The sequence below is a fragment of the Mycobacterium sp. IDUB_39 genome (genome assembly GCF_055419205.1).
This window is the reverse complement of record NZ_JBVAXF010000003.1, coordinates 195549-216576: the sequence shown is the minus strand read 5'-3', so window position 1 is coordinate 216576 and position 21028 is coordinate 195549. Positions and strand designations below refer to the sequence as shown.

Sequence of the window (21028 nt, the reverse complement as noted above, 5' to 3'; positions counted from 1 at the left end):
CTCAGCCGGCCAGGATCGCGGCCAGCATGGCGGGCTCGATATTGCCACCGGAGAGAATCGCCACCGTACGACCTGGCGGGGTCGCGGTTGCGCGATACGCCGCCAGCGTGACGGCCCCGCTGGGCTCGCTGACCAGATGCGCGCGCTCGGCCAGTTCGCGGACAGCGGCCCTGATGTCGCTCTCCGACACCGTGATCACGTCGTCGAGCACCCGCTGCAGGTGAGCGAACGTCAGCGCGGAGGGCTGCGACCGCAGACCGTCGGCGATCGTCCGGTTGCGGTCGTCGATCGACCAGTCGACGCGGTGGCCGACACGCAGCCCCTCGGCGGCGTCGGCGGCCAGTTCGGGCTCGACGCCGATCACCCTGGCCTGCGGACACAATGCCCTGATCGCCGTGCCGACACCGGAGGCCAGGCCACCGCCGCTGACGGGGACGAGCACGGTTTCGACGTCGGGCAGGTCCTGCGCGATCTCCAGCCCGATGGTGCCCTGCCCCGCGATGACGTCCGGGTGGTCGAAGGGAGGTATCAGGACGCCGCCTGTCTTGGCGACGACCTCCTCGGCGACTCTCTCGCGTTGCCCTGCCGCGCACAACACGACCTCGGCGCCGTGCCCGCGGGTGGCAGCCACCTTCACGTTCGGGGTCTCCTCCGGCATGACGATGTGAGCCGGGATGGCGTACGCCGCCGCGGCGTAGGCGACCGCCTGGGCGTGATTACCGCTGGAGTACGCGACGACTCCCCTGGCCCGGGTCTGCGCATCGAGTGACCCGATGGCGTTGAACGCGCCCCTGACCTTGAACGCTCCGATTGACTGCAGGTTCTCGGGTTTGATCCACAGCGGCCGGTCCGGGTCGGCCCACGGCGCGGGCACCAGCGGTGTGCGCAGTACCGAACCCCTGATCCGTTCCGCGGCGGCGCCGATGTCTTCCAGCGTGACGAGTTGCACCGGAAGAAGCGTAGCCGCGTCGTCCATTGCCGGGATCGCCCCGACGGGGCATGGTGACTGGCGTGAGTCAACCGTTCTCTCTTCCGGTCGTCCCCCGCTACGCCGAGATCGACCAGCAGGGGGTGGTGTTCAACGGCCACTACCTCACCTGGTTCGACGAGGCGTCGACCGCGTTCTTTGACCACCTCGGCGTGTCATTTCCCGAGCTGGCGTCCGCCGGTTTCGACGTGCAGGTGGTACACGCCGAGATCGACTACCTCGCGCCGGTCCGCTGGCGCGACACCGTGCGTGTATGCGTGGTGTGCGAGGCCGTCGGGACGACGAGTTTCACGTTGGGTTTCGAGGTGTGGCGGTGCGGCGCAGGTGATTCGGCCGAGCGAATCGCCGTCCGCGGGCGCAACGTCTACGTCGTGGTGTCCACACAGGACTGGACCAAGCGAGAGATACCGGACCTTCTGCGTGACGCATTGATTTCCGTTGCGGCCCAACGGCTGACCTCAGGCGGTACCTTCGGTTAATGAGCCACAGGCACGACGACGGGCCGCAACGCGACCTGCCGCCCGGCATGGCCGAACAGCTCGACCTGCCGCATTCGGGGCTGGCCACCTTCGGGCACCGGCCATTCCTCACCGAGACCGCGCAACTCGACTCCTGGCGTCCCGACGTGGCCATCGTGGGTGCACCCTTCGACGTGGCGACGACCAACCGGCCGGGTGCCCGGTTCGGCCCGAGGGCGATCCGTGCCACGGCGTATGAGCCGGGGACCTATCACCTCGATCTGGGGCTGGAGATATTCGACTGGCTCGAGGTCGTCGACTTCGGTGACGCCTTCTGCCCTCACGGCCTTACCGAGGTGTCCCACAACAACATTCGGGAGAGGGTGCACGCCGTAGCCTCGCGTGGCATCGTGCCCGTCGTCCTCGGCGGCGACCACTCCATCACGTGGCCCTCGGCCACCGCGGTTGCCGACGTGCACGGTTACGGCAACGTGGGCATCGTCCACTTCGACGCACACGCCGACACCGCCGACATCATCGACGGCAACCTCGCCAGCCACGGCACGCCCATGCGGCGCCTCATCGAGTCGGGTGCCGTGCCCGGCACGCACTTCGTGCAGGTCGGCCTGCGCGGGTACTGGCCGCCGCAGGACACCTTCGAGTGGATGCTCGAACAAGGCATGGTGTGGCACACCATGCAGGAGATCTGGGAGCGCGGATTCAAGGCCGTCATGGCCGACGCGGTCGGCGAGGCACTCGCCAAGGCCGACAAACTCTATGTGTCGGTGGACATCGACGTCCTCGACCCGGCGCACGCCCCGGGCACCGGCACGCCCGAGCCCGGCGGCATCACCAGTGCCGACCTGCTGCGTATGGTGCGCCAGCTCTGCTACGAGCACGATGTCGCCGGCGTCGACGTCGTCGAGGTCAGCCCCGCCTACGACCATGCCGAACTCACGGTCAACGCCGCGCACCGCGTGGTGTTCGAGGCACTCGCGGGTATGGCGGCGCGCCGCCGGGACGCGGCAGGCGGCACAGCGGGCCCTCCTGCCCGCCCAGGTGCACAATCCTGATGCACCCAGGCGCACAATGAGGCCATGACTGGAACGCTGTACTTCGACGGCGTATGTGGCATGTGCACGCGCGCCGTGAACCGAATTGTCCGGATGAACCGGACGGGCGATCTCGAAATCTGCCCGTTCCAGCAGGCGGGCACAGCCGAACTGCTGGGCGTTTCCGAGGAACGGATGTACGAGTCCTCTTGGTGGCGCGACTCGACGGGTGCGGTGTACGCCGGGGCCGAGGCGATCAACGCTGCGCTGGCCGCCGCATGGGGCACCCGACTTCCGCTGCGGGTCTACCGATTGCCCGGGGTGGGCTGGGTGCAGGAAGCTGTCTACCGGTGGGTCGCCTCGCACCGCTACCGGTTCCCCGGGACCACGCCGTATTGCGAGTCACACCCCGTTGCCTGCTGAAGGCGCTGGTCAGTCCTTGCGCAGCGTGAACTGGCAGATGTCGGTGTAGCCCTCGGTGAAGAGTTCCTCACAGCCGGTGAGGTACTTCATGTACCGGTCGTAGACCTCTTCGGACTGGATGGCGATGGCCTCGTCGCGCCGGGCCTGAAGCGCCGCAGCCCAGATGCCCAACGTGCGGGCGTAGTGCAACCGGAGTGGTTGTACCCGGGTGAGTTCGAAGCCGACCTTGGTCGCGTGCTCCTCGACCTTGGAGGCGTGGGGCAGCTCACCGCCCGGGAAGATCTCATCCATGATGAATTTGAAGAATTTGAGCTTCGTCATGGTCAGAGGCAGCCCGCGTTCGGTGAACTCCGCATCGCTGGGCTTGATGATGGTGTGCAGCATCATCACGCCGCCGCTGGGCAGTGCGGCGTAGGCCATCTTGAAGAAGTCGTCATAGCGCTCGCGACCGAAGTGCTCGAAGGCCCCGATCGACACAATGCGGTCGACGGGCTCGTGGAACTGCTCCCAGCCCTCCAGGAGTACGCGCTTGGTGCGTGGACTGTCCGACTGATCGAGCACGTCCTGCACGTGGGCCTGCTGGTTCTTGCTCAGCGTCAAGCCGACAACGTTGACGTCATACTTCTCGATGGCGCGCTTCAGGGTGGCGCCCCAGCCGCAGCCGATGTCGAGCAGCGTCATGCCCGGCTCGAGTCCCAGCTTGCCCAGTGAGAGGTCGATCTTGGCGAGCTGCGCCTCTTCGAGCGTCATATCGTCGCGTTCGAAGTACGCACAGCTGTACGTCTGCGTCGAATCGAGGAACAGCCGGAAGAAGTCGTCAGACAGGTCGTAATGCGCCTGCACGTCTTCGAACTTTGGCTTCAGGCCTTTTGTGTCGGTCATCGTCTCTTGCAAATCCTAGCCTTCTGGCTCTATGTGCTTGGGCTGCGTCTGTGGCTCCACTCGGCTGGAGAGCCTCCCCCGTACATCAGCGCAGCTTATTTACAGTACCCGAGTTTTCGCGGGCTCAGCGAATTGGACATTCACTTCTCTACCCCACGTCACCATGCCGTAATCACTGAGAGAAGCTACGCCTGCGTTCGAGATGAGGACAGGGCTCCGAGTTTGCTGTGAGACCTTTGCCGCTGATCTGCGTCGTTGCCGAAGTGCCGGGGGTCTGCCCGCCCCGCACGGAGTGTGATCATGAAGTTCACGGATTGCCCGTCCGCTACACGGCGGCGCGGTGCGAACATGGCTAAGCCGCAGGCCACGGTCAGGAGGTGGCTGATGTGCGGGTTTCAGTTCTCCCGGGGCAGCAGTTCGGCGGCGAACCGGTCGATGAACCCATCGATCGAGGCGCCGTCGGCAGGGCGGACGACGAATTTGGTCAGGCCTGCCTTCAGGTAGCCGTCGATGAGGCGGTGCAGCGCGGGCCACCCGTCGGCAACCAGTTCGGCGGGGTCGACGTCGGGTCTGCGTCTGCGTACCGCTGTGATGAGGTCACCGCTGAGTCCGGCCTCGCTGACCGCCAGGTTGATGCCGAAGTGGTCGGGTTCTATCGACCGCCCCGCTTCATCAGCCGCCTCCTCGATCAGCACCCGTCCGCGCTGCGCCTCGTCCGGCGTGAGGAAGCTGCCGAGCCAGCCGTCCGCGAGACGTCCGATGCGCTGGAAGCCCGCGGGCGCCGAGCCGCCAAGCCAGATGTCGAGGCCCGCGGCAGGCCGGGGTTGGACCGCGACCGTCGGCACATCGAAGAACTCCCCCGAGAAGCTCGTACCGTCGGTTTCCAGAGCGGCCCTCAACAACCGCAACGACTCATCGAAGACCGCCGCACGCCGTCCCTCCGGCACGACGAAGGCCGCGCGCTCGGCAGGTAGTGCCGAACGCAGCCCGAACACCGGCAGGACCCGCTTGGGTGCGAGCGCGGCCAACGAGGCCAACTGTTTGGCGACCAGGACCGGATGGCGGCCCGGTAGCACGACGACCGACGTGCCGACCTTGAGTCGCGCGGTTCTGGACAAGGCGAACGCCATGCCGATGAACGGGTCAACCGCTTTGGAGTACACCAACTCCGAGAACCACAGTGAATCGATGCCGAGTGCTTCGAGGCGATCGACGAGTGCGGGCAGGGCCTCGGGTGCGGTGTCGCCGGCCAATCCGACTCCGAAGCGGATCTTCATCACGTGCCCACGTTAACGTCATATCCACTCGGGTCGCGTTGCCCTGTCCGACAATGGGCTCATGCATGCATCCGTGACGGTGCCGATGTCGGCACCCGCGCAGACCATCTGGGAGCTTGTCTCCGACGTCCGGAACACCGGCAGGTTCTCGCCGGAGACCTTCGAAGCCGAGTGGCTCGACGGTGCGACCGGCCCGGCGCTGGGCGCGAAGTTCCGCGGTCACGTCCGGCGCAATGAGATCGGTCCCGTCTACTGGACGACCTGCAGAGTGACAGCCTGTGATCCCGGCCGCGAGTTCGGCTTCGAGGTGCTCGTCGGCGACCGGCCGGTGAACAACTGGCACTACCGGTTCGAGAAGGTGGACGGCGGCACCGATGTCACCGAGTCATTCCGCATGACCGAGGGGCTTTTCACCTCGCTGCTCGGCGTGTTCGGCGGCCAGCTTCGACGACGACGCAACGAGCGCGACATGCGCACCACGTTGCAACGGATCAAGGCCGTCGTCGAAGCCGACGATCCCGCGGTCTAGTTCACTCCGACGCCGAAGATCGGTATCCACTGCCCCAGCACCCAGACTCCCCACTGCCGGTTGCCGTCGTTCCACACCGGATTGGCCCGATAGCCGTAGTAGTCGATGGACTGCGGCAGGGGGCCACCGTTCCAGTGGTAGGGCGGCGGTGGTCCCCAGCCCCACGGCGGTGCTCCGTTGCGGTCGTCCCACCACTCGTGCTTGTTGTTAGCCCACCACGGGCCCTTGTCCCAGCCGTTGTCCCACTTGGGCCCACCGCCGCGGCCGTTGCCGTTGCCATTGCCGTTGTCACACCACGGCCGGCACCAGTCGTCTCCCCCGTGTCCTGGCTTCAGCGGTACCGGAGCCGCCGGCGCGGCGGACGTCACGGGCGCTGCCCCAACGGCCGAGCCCATTGCCAGTCCGCTCGCGATCACGGCGGTCGCCGTCAGCTCAGCGATCCTGCGCATCTTCATTCTCGTCACTCCTACCCGTGACCATCGACGGCGAGTATCACGAGAAGACTTCCCGTGCAATCTGACGTCGACGCGGTCACGGAGATCGGATGTGACCGCCGCGCACAGCTTTTCGTCGCCGCTGCGCAGGTCACCGCGTTGTAGACGTCGTTCGCAAGCTACTGGTTGACCCCCTGCGGCCTGGAGCCCATGCAATGGATGTTGCTGGTGTGGTTGCTGATTCGATGGCAGCACCCCACTGATGATCGTTTGCTACTGGCAGCCAGTGCCATCATCGGGGTGGCGATCATGACCAAGTTCCAGTGATCATGCCCGACCCGTTCTTCAGCGGAGCACGAAGTCACCGGGGTCGACATCGCGCGTCCAGGTCCAGTAGTCCACTAGCCGCCACGGGCTGAGTGTGTACACCTCGCCGAAGCTGTTCTTGTAGAACGAGTGAGTGATGGACGGCTGCGACCACACCATCCTGCTCATCTCGTCCTGGCTGCGCCGAACCCAGTCGTCGCAGCGTTCCTGCCGGGGTTCCATCGACCGGTGGCCACTGGTGATCAGGTGTTCCAAACACGCGGTGATGTAACGCATCTGGCACTCGGAGTGGAATATCAGGCTGCCGCCGCTGGCCAGGTTGGTGCCCGGGCCGTACATGCAGAACAGGTTCGGGTAACCGGGCACCGTGATGCCCAGATAGGCGACGGGACGTTCGCCCCACCGCGTACAGAGGTCATCACCGTCGCGCCCGACGATGGACATCGGCCACATCACCTTGTTGGCATGGAAGCCCGTGGCGTAGACGATGACATCGGCGGGGTGGCGCGTCCCGTCCTCGGTGACCACGGCGTCGGCCTCGATGCGCGCAATCGGCGTTCGTACCAGATCGACGTCCTCACGCGTCAGGGTGCGCAACCAGCTGCCGTTGTCCTGCAGCGTGCGCTTGCCGGTGGCCGGATAGTCCGGCACCACCTTGGCGGCCAGGTCAGCGTCGTCCCCGAGCTGGCTGGTGATCCACTCGGTGAAGACCAGTCGGGTGATCTCGCTGATCTCACTGACCGCACGCTGCGGGTCGGGGTAGTCCGGATCGACCCGCGCGGCGTCCAGCCCCTTGTCACAGCCGGGCCAGAACAGCAGGAACCGGTACCAGCGGCCGTAGAAGGGCAGATGCCGCAATGCCCACTGCACGCCCGGGCCCACCTCGACGTGGTAGTTCGGATTGGGGAACATCCACTGCGCCGTGCGCTGGAACACCGTGAGGTGTTCGGTCTCCTCGGCTATGGCCGGTGCGATCTGGAATCCGCTGGCCCCGGCGCCGATCATCGCGACGCGCTTACCGCGCAGGTCCACCGAGTGATCCCACTCCGCGGAGTGGAAGGCGGGACCGGTGAAGTCGGTCTGGCCGACGATATCGGGGGTCTTGGGCCGGTTCAGCTGGCCCACGGCGCTGATGAGCGCCCGCGCGGACAGGGTGGACGGGTTGCCATCGCCGTCGCGCACCGACAGGGTCCAGGACGCTGCTGCGTCATCCCATGTCGCACCCGTCACTTCCGTGTCGAACCTGATGTGCGGGCCGATGCCGTACCGCGCCGCGACGTCCTCGAAGTACGCCTGAAGTTCGGGTTGCTCGGCGAAGTAGTGCGTCCACCGGTCGGTCGGTTCGAAGCTGTAGCAGTAGAAGTGGTTTCCCACGTCGACGCGGGCACCCGGGTAGGTGTTCTGATACCAGGTTCCGCCCACGCCCGCGTTGCGCTCGAGGATGGTGAACGGGATGCCGGCCTCCTTGAGGCGGATGCCGGCCAGCAACCCGGACTCGCCGCAGCCGATCACGACGACAGGGAACTCGGCGCGCGCTGAGGCATCCGCAGATGCCGGGTCGTCGACGCGGGTGGCCCGCTGATCGACACCGTCGAGCTCCATCTCCTCGAGCAGCATCGGCACGTACTCATCGGGTACGGGCTCGCAGACCAGCCACTCCATCATCTCCTTGAGCAGCTCGGCGCCCACCGGCTCGGGTTCGGGGCAGCCGCGGTCGCGGTAGTCCGCGATCACCCCGACGGCGAGGTCACGCGCGGCGGCCTTGTCCTGCTCGGACATGTATCCCTGTACCTCGTTGAGGAACAGGCCTGCGGGCTTGAGCGCGCCCCGGATCAGCTCCGGATTCCCCGACATGTGCACCAGCGACAGGATCAGCGTCGGAATGCTGACGTCGAGCAGTGCATCGGCGATCTCCTCGTCAGACGTCGTAAAGGGTTGTCCCGCATGTGAGTTCCGCACCCCAAGGTGCTATCACGGCGCGGCACTGCGACGCAGGGTATCGGAGGAATGGCCCACCGCGGTTGATGTGCCCCCGGGCGGGGTACTGATCTTGAATGAGCGAGCGCGATGATGCGTACGGTCCGCAGCGACGTCCCCCGGGCGTCGACGACGACACCATCGCGGCGGTCGGGAAGGTGTCGGAGGCGCTGGAGTACGTCGAGCGCGCGCGTGGCCATCTGTATTCGTTTCACCAGCTCATCGGCCATGCCGACCTGGTACTCGGGAACGCTTGCGACGAGCTCCGGGCAGCAGGACACGGCGCGATCGCCGACCGCATCGAGACGGAACTCGTCGGGCTCAACGTGCTGCACGGACGCTGGACGTTCCAGATCATGGAGGAGTTCGACGACGGGTACTGGTCGGAGTTCCGCCGTCACGAACGCGCCGTGCGCGACGAACTACAGCAGGGCCTGCGCCACGCGTACGAGGCCGATATGAAGGAGCGCAGGCGCACCCACGGCCGTGAGGGCCATGAGTCGCGGCCCGGGGACTAGTCGGCCCGGCCGCCCGAAGACTCCTCGCCCTCGTCGCCGACGCCCCAGCTTCCGGGCAGCATCGGAAGTGTCGTGCTGTTGCCGAATGGGTCACCGGCCAGCGTGGTCAGTCCGCCGGGGGCGGTGGCCATGGACTTCGTGGCGGTGCCGGTGAGCTGCCCGGCGGCGCTGGTGACTCCAAGGCTCCCCGCGCCCTGACCCGATGCGGTGGTGGCTGCCGGCTTTGCCTCACCGGACGGCGTCGGGATGTCATCGTCGATGGTCATGAACTCGTAGCGATAGCCGCGTTCCTTGGCGGCAGCGCCGCGCCGCTTGCGCGCCTTCGACTTCGCTCGGCTAGAGGCCAACGCGGCCGCGCCGACCGCGGCGGCCGCTCTGTTCGGGGCGTGCGCCACCGCTCCCGCGCTGTTGTGCATCGGCGGGCCAAAGCCGAAGCCGGGCCCATCGCCGCGGATCGCGTACCCCACACCCTCGGCGCCAGCGGGCACGGGTGTCGGCGCCGGTGCCGGTGCTGCTGCGCTGGCCGTGGGCGCAGGCGCTGCAGGCGCGGCGGCACTCGCCGCACTCGCCGGTGTACCTGGCATCGCAACCGCACTCGGCTGGTCGGCGGGGCTGGCAACGACCGGCGCGGGTTCATCGATCGGAATGTTGTAGGCCTGGGCCATCCCGGCCAACCCAAGAGCCAGCGGGAGGGCCACCCCGGCCGCAGCGCCCGCGACCGCGGCGTAGATCGGCGTGCCCATCACGGCGAAGGTCGCCGCGTAGGCGAAGACGTACATCAGCGGTAGCCAGGTGACCATCGCGGTCGACGGGCTCGTCGCGAAGTCGACGATGATCTGATAGATGGTGCCGATCGGATTGGTCACCAACTGTTTGAGCGCCCGGTACATGCTGAGGAAGTGCTCGGAGCCTGACAGCAGCTCCTCGATCGGATCCGCGAAGGCCAGCGCCGAAGCCGATTCCGCGGCGCTCACCTGCGCCCTCGACTGCATCGCCGTCGCCGAAGCGGTGCCCGCCTCGCCGACACCGGGTGCGAGCAGCAGAGGCGACGGTGCGGTCTGCGGCGCTGATGCCAGCGCTACCCCGGTGATGGCCTGGTAGACGCTCATGGTCGTGGCGGCCTGCACCCACATCCGGGCGTAGTCGGCCTCGTTGAGCGCGATCGGGATCGTGTTGATGCCCAGGAAGTTGGTCGCCACCAGCACGCCGCGAGTGGTGTGGTTGGCGGCCAGCTCGGCGAGGGTGGGCATGGTCGCCAAGGCTGCGGAGTAGGACGCGGCCGCCGCCTCGATCTGGAGTGCCACGCCGGCGCTGTTGGCGCTCGCCTGAGTGAGCCAGGTCAGGTAGGGCGTGTGTGCCGCGAAATACCGGTCAGCGCTGGGCCCTGTCCAGGATCCGCCGAGCACGGTGCCCACCAGTGCGCTGAGTTCAGCGGCCGCCGCGGCGTACTGGGCGCTCAATGAGCTCCATGCGCCGGCGGCTGCAAGGAGCGGTCCAGCACCTGGCCCCCCACTGAGCAGCGTCGAGTGCACCTCTGGAGGCAGCGCCATCCACACGGGAGCGGTCATCGGCGTTTTGTCCGGGCAGCCGCACACCGGGCCCGGCACATCCTTTCTTAACTTTGCCTAGCCTAACTTAATTTATCCAAGGGTAACCTAACTGCGGGACAAAATTGACGGCCACCATGTTTTGGCCGGTGCACCGACACTCGGCCACCTCGGCCAGTCCGCGAGCCGGTAACGCCGGGCGGGTCTAATCTCGGCGGGAGCATGTTCTCGACGATGAGGTGATGCGATATGGGTGTCGTGCAGAGGGTCAATGGAGCGGTGCCGCCCGACGTGCCGCTCTCCGATATCAACCTCGGGTCGTGGGACTTCTGGGCCCTCGATGACGATATTCGCGACGGTGCCTTCGCCACACTGCGCCGCGAGGCGCCAGTGTCGGCTCACCCCGAGTTCGTCCAGGATGGTTTCGAGCCGGGCCGCGGCCACTGGGCCGTCACGCGGTATGACGACGTGTTCCACGCCAGCAGGCACCCCGAGTTGTTCAGCTCGGCGCTCGGCATCACCATCGGCGATCAGACCCCGGAACTCGCCGAGTACTTCGGATCCATGATCGCGATGGACGACCCACGCCACACCCGGTTGCGCAACATCGTCCGCAGTGCCTTCACCCCGAGGGTGCTCACCCTCATCGAGGACTCGGTGCGGGACCGAGCCCGACGCCTGGTCGCGAAGATGCTGGCCGACCATCCCGACGGCAACGCCGAACTCGTCACCGAACTCGCCGGCCCACTGCCCCTGCAGATCATCTGCGACATGATGGGGATCCCCGAGTCGGACCATCAGCGGATCTTCCACTGGACCAACGTCATTCTGGGATTCGGCGACCCTGACATCACGTCCGACTTCGACGAGTTCTTCGGCGTCGCGATGGATATCGGAGCCTACGCCTCGGCACTGGCCGACGACCGCCGAAGCAACGCCGGCGACGACCTGACCACCGCCCTGGTGCAGGCCGAACTGGACGGTGAGCGACTCACCTCCAGCGAGGTCGCATCCTTCTTCATCCTGTTGGTCGTGGCGGGCAATGAGACCACCCGCAATGCGATCAGCCACGGGGTACTGGCGTTGAGCAGGTTCACCGATCAGCGCGACGCGTGGTGGCAGGACTACGAGGGCATGGCGCCGACCGCCGTCGAGGAGATCGTGCGCTGGGCGTCACCGGTGAGCTACATGCGCCGAACCGTCACGCGCGATCTCGAACTCGGCGGAGTCGATCTCAGTGCCGGTGACAAGGTCACGCTGTGGTACGGATCGGCCAACCGCGACGAGTCAAAGTTCGCCGATCCGTGGACATTCGACCTGCGGCGGCACCCGAACCCGCATGTCGGCTTCGGCGGCGGCGGAGCTCACTTCTGCCTGGGCGCGAACCTGGCCCGCCGCGAGATCACCGTCGCCTTCGAGGAACTACACCGGCAGATCCCGGACCTGGTTGCCACCGAGGAACCCGACCGTCTGCAGTCGGCCTTCATCCACGGCATCAAACGACTACCCGTGGCCTGGACCCCGCGGAGCTAGCCAGGGCCTGCGCCGCAACGGGTCTCGCCTCGGGGCCTACCGAACGGAGCGCCGAGGTTGGCGGTGGGAGGTGTGCTCCACCCGATCCTCGGGCCGAACGTCGGCCGGGGCAGTCTCCTCGGATGTGGCCGTCTCCTCGGATGTGGTCGTCCGCGGATCCAGCGCATCGGCACGTTCACGGCGTTCATCGAGCTGCTCACGGGCGGAGTCGACCTCGACGCGGTGACTTGCGGCACGCTCCTGCAGTCGCGCGGCCTCGGCAGCCTTGGCCTCGGATTCGGCCTGCGCCGCGCGTGCCTTGGCCTCGGTCTCGGCGGTGATGGCCTCACGCCGCTGTAAACGCTCGTCGCCCTCACTCACCTCCGCGCGGATTCGGTCGGCCTGCACGCGCCTTCTCCGCTGGGTCGCCGCACGCGCGATGAACGCGACGGCCAGAACAGCCAGTACGGCGACGACGGCAATGATGATCCAGCCGGTGGTCGTCATGACGACTCCTTCAATCGGTAGTACGTCAGCTGAATTGACGTACGCGCTGATTGAGCGGATGCCCGTCGGCGCCGATCCTCAAACTCCGGGTCCGCCGCCACGCTCACCGCGCGCCGAGACTGCGGGGAGATCGCGGTTTGGTCCGAAACCGCGATCTCCCCGCGGTCTCGGCGGTGTTCAGCTGGGCCAGAGCTCAGAAGTAGCCGTTGGCCGGCGGCCAGGTGCCATTGACCAGGTAGTCCCCCGTCGCGTGCGACTTGTAGGCGAGCGGGTTGTGGCTGGCCAGGGTGCGCGCATTGCGCCAGTGCCGGTCCAGATTGAGTGTCCGCGCGGTGGCCGATGCGCCGCCGGTGTCGAACAACCGTTGCGCGCCCGACAACGTCAGGCGCTCCGCGATCAGTTGTGCCTTCGCGATGACGACCGCCAGGTCGGCCAGAGCAGCGGCATCGTCCTGGCGTCCGGCGTCGGTGAGGTCGTCGATCGCGTCGGCCGCCACGAGCACCAGAGCCTCCGCCGCCGCGGCGTTGGCGGCGATCTCGCCGACGGCCTCCAGCACGAACGGATCCTGTGCCGCCGTCGCGGCCACCGAGTGCGCCGCCGGTCGCGCCCGCTCACGGACGTAGGCCACCGCGTCGTCAGCGGTCGCGTGCGCGATGCCCGCCGCCACGGCAGCCAGATACAGCTGCAGGAAGCCGGTGCTGTGGCCCAGGTGCGCACCGTCCGAGATCGTGGTGACCTCGTCGGGGTGCACCGCAACATCGTCGAATCGGGTTCCGCCGCTGGCGGTGAGGCGCTGACCGAAACCGTCCCAGTCATCGAACAACTCGACGCCGACGCGGTCCGTCGGCACGACCGCCTGCAGGTCGCGGCCACCGGAGTCAATGGCGGACACCGCGATGACGTCGGCGAAGAGCGTTCCGGTGGAGTAGAACTTGTGGCCATTGAGGCGCAGCACGCCCGCCGCGTCGGCGATGAGCGTCGTGTCCGCACTCGATGGCGCCTTGCCGTTGAGGTCGGTGATCGCGTTGCCGAACACGGTTCCCGCATTGATGACCGGAAACCACTGCACCCGTTCGTGTTCGGTTGCCCGGTTGCTCAGCAGACGCTCGGCGAAGCCATAGTGCGCGCGCAGCGACTGCGCGACATTCGAGCTGCCTCTCGCAATCTGAATCACGGTGTAGAGCACGTCGCGAACTCGTCCTCCGGGACCGCCGTACCGTCCGGGAACCCGCAGATCGAGCAGGCCTGCGCGGCGGATTCGCTCGACGGCGCCGTACTGCAGGACGCGTTCCCGCTCGGCGATGGCATCCGCACGACGCAACTCCGCGACGATCTCTGGCAAGCGGGCCAGGCGGTCGGCGGTCGTGCCGCGCAGCGGTTCGTCGGAGAACGCGGGCCGCGCCGCGACGGAGTCGAGTGTCATGGTCGGTCTCTCCTCACCGAAAGCGGGAATGATTCGTTCGCCCGCCTCACGATCGCGTTAGGTAGCGCTGACGTTCCCAGTCGCTGACGTGGCCGTTGTACTCGATCCACTCACTGCTGGCGATCGCCGCGAAGTCATGTACCGACGCGACGCCCAGGATGTCGGCGATTGTGTCGTCCCGGGTGGCCAGGGCGACGGCCACACCCAGAGATTCAGGCAGCGGAGTCCCACTGCCGTACAGGTTTCCGCCCTCGGCCAACGGTGGCCTCCTGGCCGCCTCAAGCCCGGCGACCACAGCTGCGAGTGCCGACGCGGTCAGCCAGTAGGGGTTGGCATCCGAGCCGCCCGTCCGCAGCTCGATGCGATTGCCCTCGGGTGTCGACTCGATCAGTGACCGCACTGCGGCGCTGCGGTTGTCGCGACTCCAGGTGACGGTGGCGGGCGCAAACGAGTCGGGCACGAACCGGCGGTAGGCGTTCACCGAGTGTGCACCGAACAGGGTTATTGACGGCAGATGTTCGAGCAGGCCGGCGATCGCGTGCAGGGCGACGTCGTTCTCGTTGCCATCGTCGGACGCGAACGCGGGCTGACCGTCCCGCCACAGCGAGATGTGCAGGTGTGCAGAACTTCCCGAATGCTCGGAGAAGGGTTTGGGCATGAAGCTGGCGATCTTGCCGTGCCTGCGCGCCACCTCCTTGGCGGCGTACTTCAGCCGCGCACTGTCGTCGGCGGCCTCCAGCGCATCGGTGTAGATCAGATTGGTCTCGACCTGACCCGGCCCGTACTCGGTCTGGATGCCCTCGAGCCTGGTGAATGCGCCCAGGGTCTCGTGCAGGTCGGTCAGGATCGGGTCGAGGGCATTGGCGTTCTCCAGCGAGTAGGCGTGAATGTCCTCCTGGAACGGCGACCCGTCCGGATTCAGCAGGTAGAACTCGAGTTCCACCCCGACCTTGGCGGTGTAGCCCAGCGCCAGTAGTCGGGCCAGCACCCGTTTGAGCACGCCGCGCGGATCCAGCGGTGAGGGTTGCCGGTCGTGCCGCACGACATCGGACACGACGTGGCCGACGCCGGGACGCCACGGCAGCGGCCGGAACGTCGCGAGATCGGGCACTGCCAGCACGTCGGGATAACCGCTGTCCCAGTTGGTCAGCCGCAGCGAGTCGATGACCGTGCCGTCGGTGTTCCAGCCCAGCGCGGCCTCGCAGAACGCGAACCCGCTGCTCCTGGCACGCTCGAGGAATCCCCGCGCCGGGATTCGCTTGCCCGCGGCGTGACCGAACGCGTCACTCCACGCCACTTCGATCTCGCCCAGAGAACCGTCCTCGATCCCCCGCAGCAATTCGAGTTCGGGGGCCGTCGCCGCGGATCGTCCGTCGATGATCTGTGTCATCAGGCGGCCTGGTCTGAGTTGTCCGGGACCCGGGCACCGATGACGAAGCCCGCGACGAATGCGACGGCGAGCAGGCCCACGATGATCCACGCGAGCACGCTGGATCCACCGACCAGATCGCTGAGGTTGGCCAGGATCAGTCCGAGGGCGGCGACGAGGCCGATCAGACCCAGCGCCGGCGCGATGCGAACGCGCCACTGGGAGTGGCCCTTTCGATCACGGGCGAAGAACACCAGCACCGCGACGCTGGTCGTGACCATCAGGATGATGACGCCGACCGTGGTCACACCGGCGAACCAGGTGTAGAACTGCGCCGCGGGGTCGAGTCCGAACACCACCGCGGCCAGGATGCCGACCGCGACGACGCCGGAGATCCACAGTGACGCCCGGTGCGGCGAGCCGTGCCGGTGATGCGGCCGACTCAGCCTCGCCGGCAGGACGTCGCGCGCCGACAGCGCGAAGACGTACCGCGACGCGACGTTGTGGAACGCGAGGATGCACGCGAACAGGCTGGTGAAGTACAGCACCGTGACGAGGTCTGCGCCCACAACGCCGAGGTAGCGCTGGGCGGTGTCGCCGAGGAATGTCGCGCCCTCGTCGGTGGCCCTGCGGACGGCCTCCTCGTCACCCCAGCCCGAGATGAACGCCCAACTCGTGATGGCGTAGAAGACGCCGATCAGCACCAGTGACACATACGTCGCACGCGGGATGGTGCGCTCGGGGTCGCGTACCTCGTCGCGGAACACCGCGGTCGCCTCGAAGCCGACGTAGCTGATGATGGCGAAGAGCAGGCCGATGCCCAGCGATCCGGACAGGATGGCCTGGGGATCGACTATGCCGGTGGACAATCCGCTGTCGCCACCCTGGACGACGATCACCAGATCGAGGACGGCAACGATCGCGATCTCGGCGGTCAGCAGGATGCCGAGCACCTTGCTCGACAGTTCGATGCTGCGGTAGCCGAGGTAGGTCGTCACCGCGAAGGTGACCAACGCGACCGACCACCACGGCACCGCGGGGCCACCGAACAACTCGACGACGCTCGATCCCGCGAGGCCCAACAGGCCATAGACGCCGGCCTCAAGGGCGACGTAGGTGACGATCGCGACAAAGGCTATGCCGATACCGGTCGGAGCACCCAGTGACGTGCGCACATAGGAGAAGAACGCCCCGGCCTCCTCGACGAAGGGCGTCATCGCGGTGAAACCGACGGCGAACAACAGGAATACGGCGGTGGCCACGATGAAGGTCGCCGGGAAGCCGGTGCCGTTACCCGAGGCGATGCCCAGCGGCACGACACCACCGATCACCCCAAGCGGTGCGGCCGCTGCGACCACCATGAAGACTATGGAGGCGACGCCGAGGCGGCCGCGCAGCTTGCGGTCCGGTCTCTCGGGTATGCCCAAATCATCTGTTGCAGAAATGGTTTCGGACATGCTAGTACCCGCCCTTCATGGCGCCGAGTGCCGGCGACTAGAGGGACGATAGGGCTCAGTGGATAGCCGCGACCATATCTGGAGTCACCGTGATCGAAACGCCGCAGGGGTTACAGCGTGGCGGTCAGCGGGCCCGCGGTCTGGCACAGCGATCGGGGTGGGTTGCCCGTCGACGCGCAGCCGCGACCCGTCGACACATAGGTGGCACCGGGCCGGTACGGACCGTAGTAGACCTGCGCGGTGCCGGGCCCCGCGGTGGAGGCGCACTGCTGTACCGCGGAACTGCCCTCCAACTGCACACAGGCGACCGAGGACGTCGGCTCGGCCGCGACCGAGCAACCGGCCGGGTTCACCGACGCCGTCACCATCGGGGTGCCCGACACATCCACCACACGCGGCGGGGTCAGCGCGAACGAGCAGGGCGGTGATTCCGGCTCGGCCGTGGCGGGTGCGGACGCGGTCACCATTGCGAACGCCGTGGCCAAAACCGCCCCGAGCACGCTCGCCAACGTCACGTCAGCCCGTCGAACCATCCTCGAATCCTAGGTCACCGCAGGACCCGTTCGTCGTCGATGGACGGGACTAGCCGACGTACCGGGTGAACCAATCCTGCAGACGCTGCCACGCATCAGCGGCCGCCGCCGGGTCGTACCGCGGCCCCGTGTCGTTGAAGAACGCGTGGTCGGCGCCCGGCTCCATGACCAGCTCGTGCGCCAGACCGGCCCTGGTGAGCGCCTGCTCCGCCGCGTCCCTCGTCGCGTTGACCCGGGCGTCCTTCTCGCCGTAGAAGCCCAGCACCGCGACATCGCGGGAGCCGCTGAAGTCAGCGCCATCGGGCAGCGGGCCGTAGAACGGGACAGCCGCCGAGAGCCGGGGCTCACCGGATGCGAGCAGCTGCCAGACCAGGCCACCGCCCATACAGAAGCCGACCGCGGCGAGTTTGACGCCCGGCGCCCGCCGGGCCACCTCGGCGACACCGGACTTCAGATTGGCCACGAACTCCGCGGGCGGGATCGTGCTCAGCGCCGCGGTCGCCTCGGCGGGGTCGGTGAAGGTGGCGGTCCCACCCCGGGCCGACAGCAGGTCGATGGCCAGGGCCGAGTACCCGATCCCCGCCAGCCGCCCTGCGATCGACCGTGCCCAGTCGGTGAGGCCCTTGTTCTCGTGGATGATGAGCACGCCGCCCCGGGGATTCTGTGCCGCTGCCCAGACACCCTGCAGGTCACCCTGAGGTCCGGCCCAGGTGATGGGTTCACCTGCGACCGCGGTGTCCGCACCGGGTGGCGAAGCACCGCCGGGCGCGGTCGTCGGGCTCGTGGCGGTGTCACTGGTCGGGGCTGTGGCCTGCTCGCGTGGCTGCCCGCACGCGGTGATCAGCGCGGTGGCCGCGGCGGTGCCGACACCGATCAGCGCGAGGCGCCGCAGCGCCTCCCGCCTGGACAGCAGGCCGTCAACGTGATCGGTGGCGATCTCCTCGGCGATGTACCGCTGCAGCGGGGTCACCATCGCGAGTATGCCCGCGTATGCCGAAGTGCCGCTGGCGAAGCGCCACACCACCAATACTGGGTGGATGTCGCAGCGCGTTCCACCAGACCTCCGGGGCCGCGTCGCCGTGGTCGCAGGCGCCACCCGTGGCGCAGGCCGGGGTATCGCCGCTGCTCTCGGTGAGGCCGGAGCGACGGTGATCTGCACCGGGCGCAGCAGTGTGTCGGGCCTGCTGCGGTCGGACTACGACCGGCCCGAGACCATCGAGGAGACCGCCCAGTTGGTCACCGACCTCGGCGGTGTCGGCATCGCGATCGCCGTCGATCATCTCGAGCCCGACCAGGTGCGCGCGCTGGCCGACCGGGTGCGCACGGACTACGGCGCCATCGACGTACTGGTCAACTCCATATGGGGCGCGGAGGTACTCAAGGGGTCGCCGTCATCGTGGAACCGGCCGCTGTGGGAGCACGACCTCGCCGACGGACTGCGCATCCTGCGCCTGGGCATCGACACCCACCTGATCACCTCCCACTGCCTGCTGCCGCTGCTGGTGTCGCGACCCGGCGGTCTGCTGGTCGAGGTGACCGACGGTACGGCGGAGTTCAACGCGAATCACTACCGCATCTCGGCGTTCTACGACCTGGCGAAGGTCGCCGCGAACCGGCTGGCGTTCAGCCAGGGGCACGACCTGGCGCCGTACGGGGCGACGGCGGTCTCGGTGACCCCGGGGTGGCTGCGGTCGGAGATGATGCTGGACAACTATGGCGTCACCGAGAGCGACTGGCAGGCGGCGATGGACCCGGAGCGCACCGACGGCCACTCGGTCGCACCGCCGGCCTTCGCGGAATCGGAGACGCCTCGATACCTGGGCCGCGGTGTCGCCGCGATCGCCGCGGACCCCGACCGTGCCCGCTGGAACCTGCGGTCGGTGAGCTCGGCAGAACTGGCGCGCGAGTATCGCTTCACCGATACCGACGGGCGTATGCCCGACGCCTGGGCCGTCCAGTAGACAAATTTCAGAATCTGTTCACGATTTCGTTGACACCGCTGGCCGGGGACGGTTCTATGACGGGGTGACCTACGACACGATCATCCGCAACGGCCGCTGGTTCGATGGAACCGGCGCCGCGTCAGCGGTGCGCAATCTCGGTATCCGCGACGGTCACGTCGTGGCGATCACCACCGATGAACTCGACTCGACGGGCTGCCTGCAGGTGTTCGACGCGACCGGCAAGTGGGTGCTGCCCGGGATGCTCGACATCCACACCCACTACGACGTCGAGGTGCTCAACGGTCCCGCTCTGGCCGAGTCGCTGCGACACGGCGTCACCACCGTGATGCTCGGTTCGTGCTCGCTGTCGACCATTCACGTCGACGGCACCGAGGCAGGCGATCTGTTCGGCCGGGTGGAGGCCATTCCGCGCGAGCACGTCATCGGCGCGGTCGACGGCAACAAGACGTGGACCACCTGTGACGAGTACATCGAGGCACTCGAGGCGCGCCCGCTGGGCCCGAACCTCGCCGCATTCATCGGCCACTCCGACATGCGAACCGCAGTGATGGGCCTGGACCGGGCCACCCGCAAGGACGATCGGCCAACCCGGCAGGAACTGGCGCGCATGGAGGAGATGCTCGGCGAGGCTCTCCGGGCGGGCTTCGTCGGTATGTCGTCGATGCAACTGCTGTTCGACAAGATCGACGGCGAAGTCTGCCGTTCGCGCACGCTGCCGTCCACCTACGCCAAGCCCCGCGAGCTGCGCAGGCTGAAGTCGCTGCTGCGGCGGGCGGGCCGGGTCATGCAGTCCGGGCCGGACATCTCCAACCCGCTCAACCTGGCGTCTCAGGTGGCGCAGTCGCTCGGCATCCTCCGCAATCCGCTCAAGACGAGCCTGTTGTCGGCGGCCGACGTGAAGTCCAACCCCTACGCGATCCTCATGATGGGCCCGCTGGCGCGTGCGGTGAACCTGTTCGGCGGCAACTTCCGGTGGCAGCACCTGCCCGTGCCGTTCGAGGTCTACGCCGACGGTATCGACCTGGTGGTGTTCGAGGAGTTCGGCGCGGGTGCCGCCGCGCTGCATCTGGCCGAGGAGGTGGAACGCAACGAATTGATGCGCGACGAGGCCTACCGGCGTCAGTTCCGCAAGGACTACGAGAACAAGCTCGGCGTGCGGGTCTGGCAGCGCGACTTCTACGACGCCGACATCGTGGCCTGCCCCGACGCGTCGGTGGTCGGCAAGACCTTCGGCGAGGTCGCCGACGCGCGCGGACTGCATCCGGTCGACGCGTTCCTCGATCTGGTCCTCGAGCACGGCACGGATCTGCGGTGGCGCACCACGATCTCCAATCACCGGCCCAAGGTGCTCAAGAAGCTGGCGCGCGACCCCGGTATCCAGATGGGCTTCTCCGACGCCGGCGCCCACCTGCGGAACATGGCCTTCTACAACATGGGTCTGCGGCTGCTGCGGCACGTCCACGACGCGCAGCGGGCGGGCACGCCGTTCATGACCGTCGAGGCCGCGGTGCACAGGCTCACCGGCGAACTCGCCGACTGGTACCGCCTGGACGCGGGGCACCTGCGCGTCGGCGACCGCGCCGATATCGCCATCATCGACCCCGAGCGCCTCGACCACTCCCTCGACGGCTACGCGGAGGATTCCGTCGACCAGTACGGCGGCCTGTCCCGAATGGTCAACCGCAACGATGAGACCGTCACGGCGGTGTTCGTCGGTGGGCGAGCCGTTTTCGTCGCCGGTCAGGCCACCGATCTAGTTGGCAAGCAGCGCACGGGCCGCTTCCTGCGCGCCGCCCACAACTCCCCCGCACTCCCCAAGCAGAAAGACGAGTTCGCCAGTGTCAGTTGAGG

Annotated in this window: 20 protein-coding genes; 8 read left to right on the top strand and 12 right to left on the bottom strand. The window is 67.5% G+C overall.

Annotated features, from left to right (window positions below):
• Nucleotide 1 precedes the first annotated feature (1 nt).
• Nucleotides 2-949 carry a threonine ammonia-lyase gene (locus ACZY0X_RS12940; RefSeq protein ID WP_463770929.1) on the bottom strand — a complete coding sequence of 316 codons (948 nt, stop codon included), beginning with the start codon at nucleotides 947-949 and terminating at the stop codon, nucleotides 2-4.
• A gap of 62 nt (nucleotides 950-1011) precedes the next feature.
• Between ACZY0X_RS12940 and ACZY0X_RS12935 the strand changes: the two genes are divergently transcribed.
• The 3 genes from ACZY0X_RS12935 to ACZY0X_RS12925 are packed head-to-tail and all read left to right on the top strand — an operon-like array spanning nucleotide 1012 to nucleotide 2921.
• Nucleotides 1012-1467, top strand: coding sequence for an acyl-CoA thioesterase (locus ACZY0X_RS12935; protein ID WP_463770927.1), 456 nt, complete (start codon nucleotides 1012-1014; stop codon nucleotides 1465-1467).
• Nucleotides 1467-2519 (top strand): agmatinase, encoded by a 1053-nt coding sequence (gene speB / locus ACZY0X_RS12930; RefSeq protein ID WP_463770926.1) that lies wholly within the window; start codon nucleotides 1467-1469, stop codon nucleotides 2517-2519. Before ACZY0X_RS12935 ends, speB begins: the two co-directional genes overlap by 1 nt.
• Nucleotides 2520-2543: 24 nt before the next feature.
• Nucleotides 2544-2921, top strand: coding sequence for a thiol-disulfide oxidoreductase DCC family protein (locus ACZY0X_RS12925; protein WP_463770924.1), 378 nt, complete (start codon nucleotides 2544-2546; stop codon nucleotides 2919-2921).
• Nucleotides 2922-2930: 9 nt separating this feature from the next.
• On the opposite strand, the gene ACZY0X_RS12920 is transcribed toward ACZY0X_RS12925, so the two are convergent.
• Both ACZY0X_RS12920 and ACZY0X_RS12915 read right to left on the bottom strand, forming a co-directional pair.
• Entirely contained in the window at nucleotides 2931-3803 is an 873-nt protein-coding gene (locus ACZY0X_RS12920) for a cyclopropane mycolic acid synthase family methyltransferase (protein WP_463770923.1), read from the bottom strand.
• A gap of 395 nt (nucleotides 3804-4198) precedes the next feature.
• The gene (locus ACZY0X_RS12915; RefSeq protein ID WP_463770922.1) at nucleotides 4199-5080 is read right to left on the bottom strand and encodes a TIGR03854 family LLM class F420-dependent oxidoreductase; all 882 of its coding nucleotides are present in this window, start codon (nucleotides 5078-5080) and stop codon (nucleotides 4199-4201) included.
• 61 nt (nucleotides 5081-5141) lie between these two features.
• Between ACZY0X_RS12915 and ACZY0X_RS12910 the strand changes: the two genes are divergently transcribed.
• Complete coding sequence (locus ACZY0X_RS12910; RefSeq protein WP_463770920.1) at nucleotides 5142-5609, top strand: SRPBCC family protein; 468 nt, start codon at nucleotides 5142-5144, stop codon at nucleotides 5607-5609.
• On the opposite strand, the gene ACZY0X_RS12905 is transcribed toward ACZY0X_RS12910, so the two are convergent.
• Together ACZY0X_RS12905 and ACZY0X_RS12900 are read right to left on the bottom strand one after the other, a co-directional pair.
• Nucleotides 5606-6064, bottom strand: a complete 459-nt coding sequence (locus ACZY0X_RS12905; protein ID WP_463770919.1) for a hypothetical protein — start codon at nucleotides 6062-6064, stop codon at nucleotides 5606-5608. The two genes, ACZY0X_RS12910 and ACZY0X_RS12905, sit on opposite strands and share 4 nt — an antisense overlap.
• Nucleotides 6065-6388: 324 nt before the next feature.
• Nucleotides 6389-8329, bottom strand: coding sequence for a flavin-containing monooxygenase (locus ACZY0X_RS12900; RefSeq protein WP_463770917.1), 1941 nt, complete (start codon nucleotides 8327-8329; stop codon nucleotides 6389-6391).
• A gap of 95 nt (nucleotides 8330-8424) precedes the next feature.
• Here ACZY0X_RS12900 and ACZY0X_RS12895 point away from each other — a divergent pair, with 95 nt between their 5' ends.
• Complete coding sequence (locus tag ACZY0X_RS12895) at nucleotides 8425-8865, top strand: hypothetical protein (RefSeq protein WP_463770915.1); 441 nt, start codon at nucleotides 8425-8427, stop codon at nucleotides 8863-8865.
• On the opposite strand, the gene ACZY0X_RS12890 is transcribed toward ACZY0X_RS12895, so the two are convergent.
• A complete protein-coding gene (locus tag ACZY0X_RS12890) occupies nucleotides 8862-10433 on the bottom strand; it encodes a PPE domain-containing protein (protein ID WP_463770914.1) in 1572 nt (523 codons plus the stop codon). The genes ACZY0X_RS12895 and ACZY0X_RS12890 overlap by 4 nt on opposite strands.
• Nucleotides 10434-10661: 228 nt before the next feature.
• On the opposite strand from ACZY0X_RS12890, the gene ACZY0X_RS12885 reads away from it, so the two are divergent.
• Nucleotides 10662-11945 (top strand): cytochrome P450, encoded by a 1284-nt coding sequence (locus ACZY0X_RS12885; protein WP_463770912.1) that lies wholly within the window; start codon nucleotides 10662-10664, stop codon nucleotides 11943-11945.
• Nucleotides 11946-11981: 36 nt separating this feature from the next.
• Here ACZY0X_RS12885 and ACZY0X_RS12880 read toward each other — a convergent pair whose 3' ends face one another.
• From ACZY0X_RS12880 to ACZY0X_RS12855, 6 genes are all read right to left on the bottom strand, one after another.
• Complete coding sequence (locus tag ACZY0X_RS12880; protein WP_463770910.1) at nucleotides 11982-12431, bottom strand: hypothetical protein; 450 nt, start codon at nucleotides 12429-12431, stop codon at nucleotides 11982-11984.
• A 193-nt stretch (nucleotides 12432-12624) separates the two neighbouring features.
• Complete coding sequence (locus ACZY0X_RS12875; RefSeq protein ID WP_463770909.1) at nucleotides 12625-13854, bottom strand: acyl-CoA dehydrogenase family protein; 1230 nt, start codon at nucleotides 13852-13854, stop codon at nucleotides 12625-12627.
• 46 nt (nucleotides 13855-13900) lie between these two features.
• Nucleotides 13901-15244 carry a glutamine synthetase family protein gene (locus tag ACZY0X_RS12870; RefSeq protein WP_463770907.1) on the bottom strand — a complete coding sequence of 448 codons (1344 nt, stop codon included), beginning with the start codon at nucleotides 15242-15244 and terminating at the stop codon, nucleotides 13901-13903.
• Nucleotides 15244-16680: an APC family permease gene (locus ACZY0X_RS12865; RefSeq protein ID WP_463770906.1), complete on the bottom strand. Its 1437-nt coding sequence runs from the start codon at nucleotides 16678-16680 to the stop codon at nucleotides 15244-15246. The genes ACZY0X_RS12870 and ACZY0X_RS12865 overlap by 1 nt, the downstream gene beginning before the upstream one ends.
• A gap of 110 nt (nucleotides 16681-16790) precedes the next feature.
• Nucleotides 16791-17213 carry a hypothetical protein gene (locus tag ACZY0X_RS12860; RefSeq protein ID WP_463770904.1) on the bottom strand — a complete coding sequence of 141 codons (423 nt, stop codon included), beginning with the start codon at nucleotides 17211-17213 and terminating at the stop codon, nucleotides 16791-16793.
• Nucleotides 17214-17262: 49 nt separating this feature from the next.
• A complete protein-coding gene (locus tag ACZY0X_RS12855) occupies nucleotides 17263-18183 on the bottom strand; it encodes a dienelactone hydrolase family protein (RefSeq protein WP_463771569.1) in 921 nt (306 codons plus the stop codon).
• A gap of 67 nt (nucleotides 18184-18250) precedes the next feature.
• Here ACZY0X_RS12855 and ACZY0X_RS12850 point away from each other — a divergent pair, with 67 nt between their 5' ends.
• Both ACZY0X_RS12850 and ACZY0X_RS12845 read left to right on the top strand, forming a co-directional pair.
• Complete coding sequence (locus ACZY0X_RS12850) at nucleotides 18251-19174, top strand: SDR family oxidoreductase (protein ID WP_463770903.1); 924 nt, start codon at nucleotides 18251-18253, stop codon at nucleotides 19172-19174.
• A 64-nt stretch (nucleotides 19175-19238) separates the two neighbouring features.
• Nucleotides 19239-21026, top strand: a complete 1788-nt coding sequence (locus ACZY0X_RS12845; RefSeq protein ID WP_463770901.1) for an N-acyl-D-amino-acid deacylase family protein — start codon at nucleotides 19239-19241, stop codon at nucleotides 21024-21026.
• The last annotated feature ends 2 nt before the right edge of the window (nucleotides 21027-21028 follow it).

Coding starts and splice junctions, on each gene's coding strand:
- ACZY0X_RS12920 (WP_463770923.1), bottom strand. CDS start 3,803: ATGACCGACACAAAAGGCCTGAAGCCAAAGTTCGAAGACGTGCAGGCG.
- speB (WP_463770926.1), top strand. CDS start 1,467: ATGAGCCACAGGCACGACGACGGGCCGCAACGCGACCTGCCGCCCGGC.
- ACZY0X_RS12880 (WP_463770910.1), bottom strand. CDS start 12,431: ATGACGACCACCGGCTGGATCATCATTGCCGTCGTCGCCGTACTGGCT.
- ACZY0X_RS12925 (WP_463770924.1), top strand. CDS start 2,544: ATGACTGGAACGCTGTACTTCGACGGCGTATGTGGCATGTGCACGCGC.
- ACZY0X_RS12895 (WP_463770915.1), top strand. CDS start 8,425: ATGAGCGAGCGCGATGATGCGTACGGTCCGCAGCGACGTCCCCCGGGC.
- ACZY0X_RS12865 (WP_463770906.1), bottom strand. CDS start 16,680: ATGTCCGAAACCATTTCTGCAACAGATGATTTGGGCATACCCGAGAGA.
- ACZY0X_RS12910 (WP_463770920.1), top strand. CDS start 5,142: ATGCATGCATCCGTGACGGTGCCGATGTCGGCACCCGCGCAGACCATC.
- ACZY0X_RS12905 (WP_463770919.1), bottom strand. CDS start 6,064: ATGAAGATGCGCAGGATCGCTGAGCTGACGGCGACCGCCGTGATCGCG.
- ACZY0X_RS12890 (WP_463770914.1), bottom strand. CDS start 10,433: ATGACCGCTCCCGTGTGGATGGCGCTGCCTCCAGAGGTGCACTCGACG.
- ACZY0X_RS12850 (WP_463770903.1), top strand. CDS start 18,251: ATGTCGCAGCGCGTTCCACCAGACCTCCGGGGCCGCGTCGCCGTGGTC.
- ACZY0X_RS12870 (WP_463770907.1), bottom strand. CDS start 15,244: ATGACACAGATCATCGACGGACGATCCGCGGCGACGGCCCCCGAACTC.
- ACZY0X_RS12915 (WP_463770922.1), bottom strand. CDS start 5,080: ATGAAGATCCGCTTCGGAGTCGGATTGGCCGGCGACACCGCACCCGAG.
- ACZY0X_RS12875 (WP_463770909.1), bottom strand. CDS start 13,854: ATGACACTCGACTCCGTCGCGGCGCGGCCCGCGTTCTCCGACGAACCG.
- ACZY0X_RS12860 (WP_463770904.1), bottom strand. CDS start 17,213: ATGGTTCGACGGGCTGACGTGACGTTGGCGAGCGTGCTCGGGGCGGTT.
- ACZY0X_RS12885 (WP_463770912.1), top strand. CDS start 10,662: ATGGGTGTCGTGCAGAGGGTCAATGGAGCGGTGCCGCCCGACGTGCCG.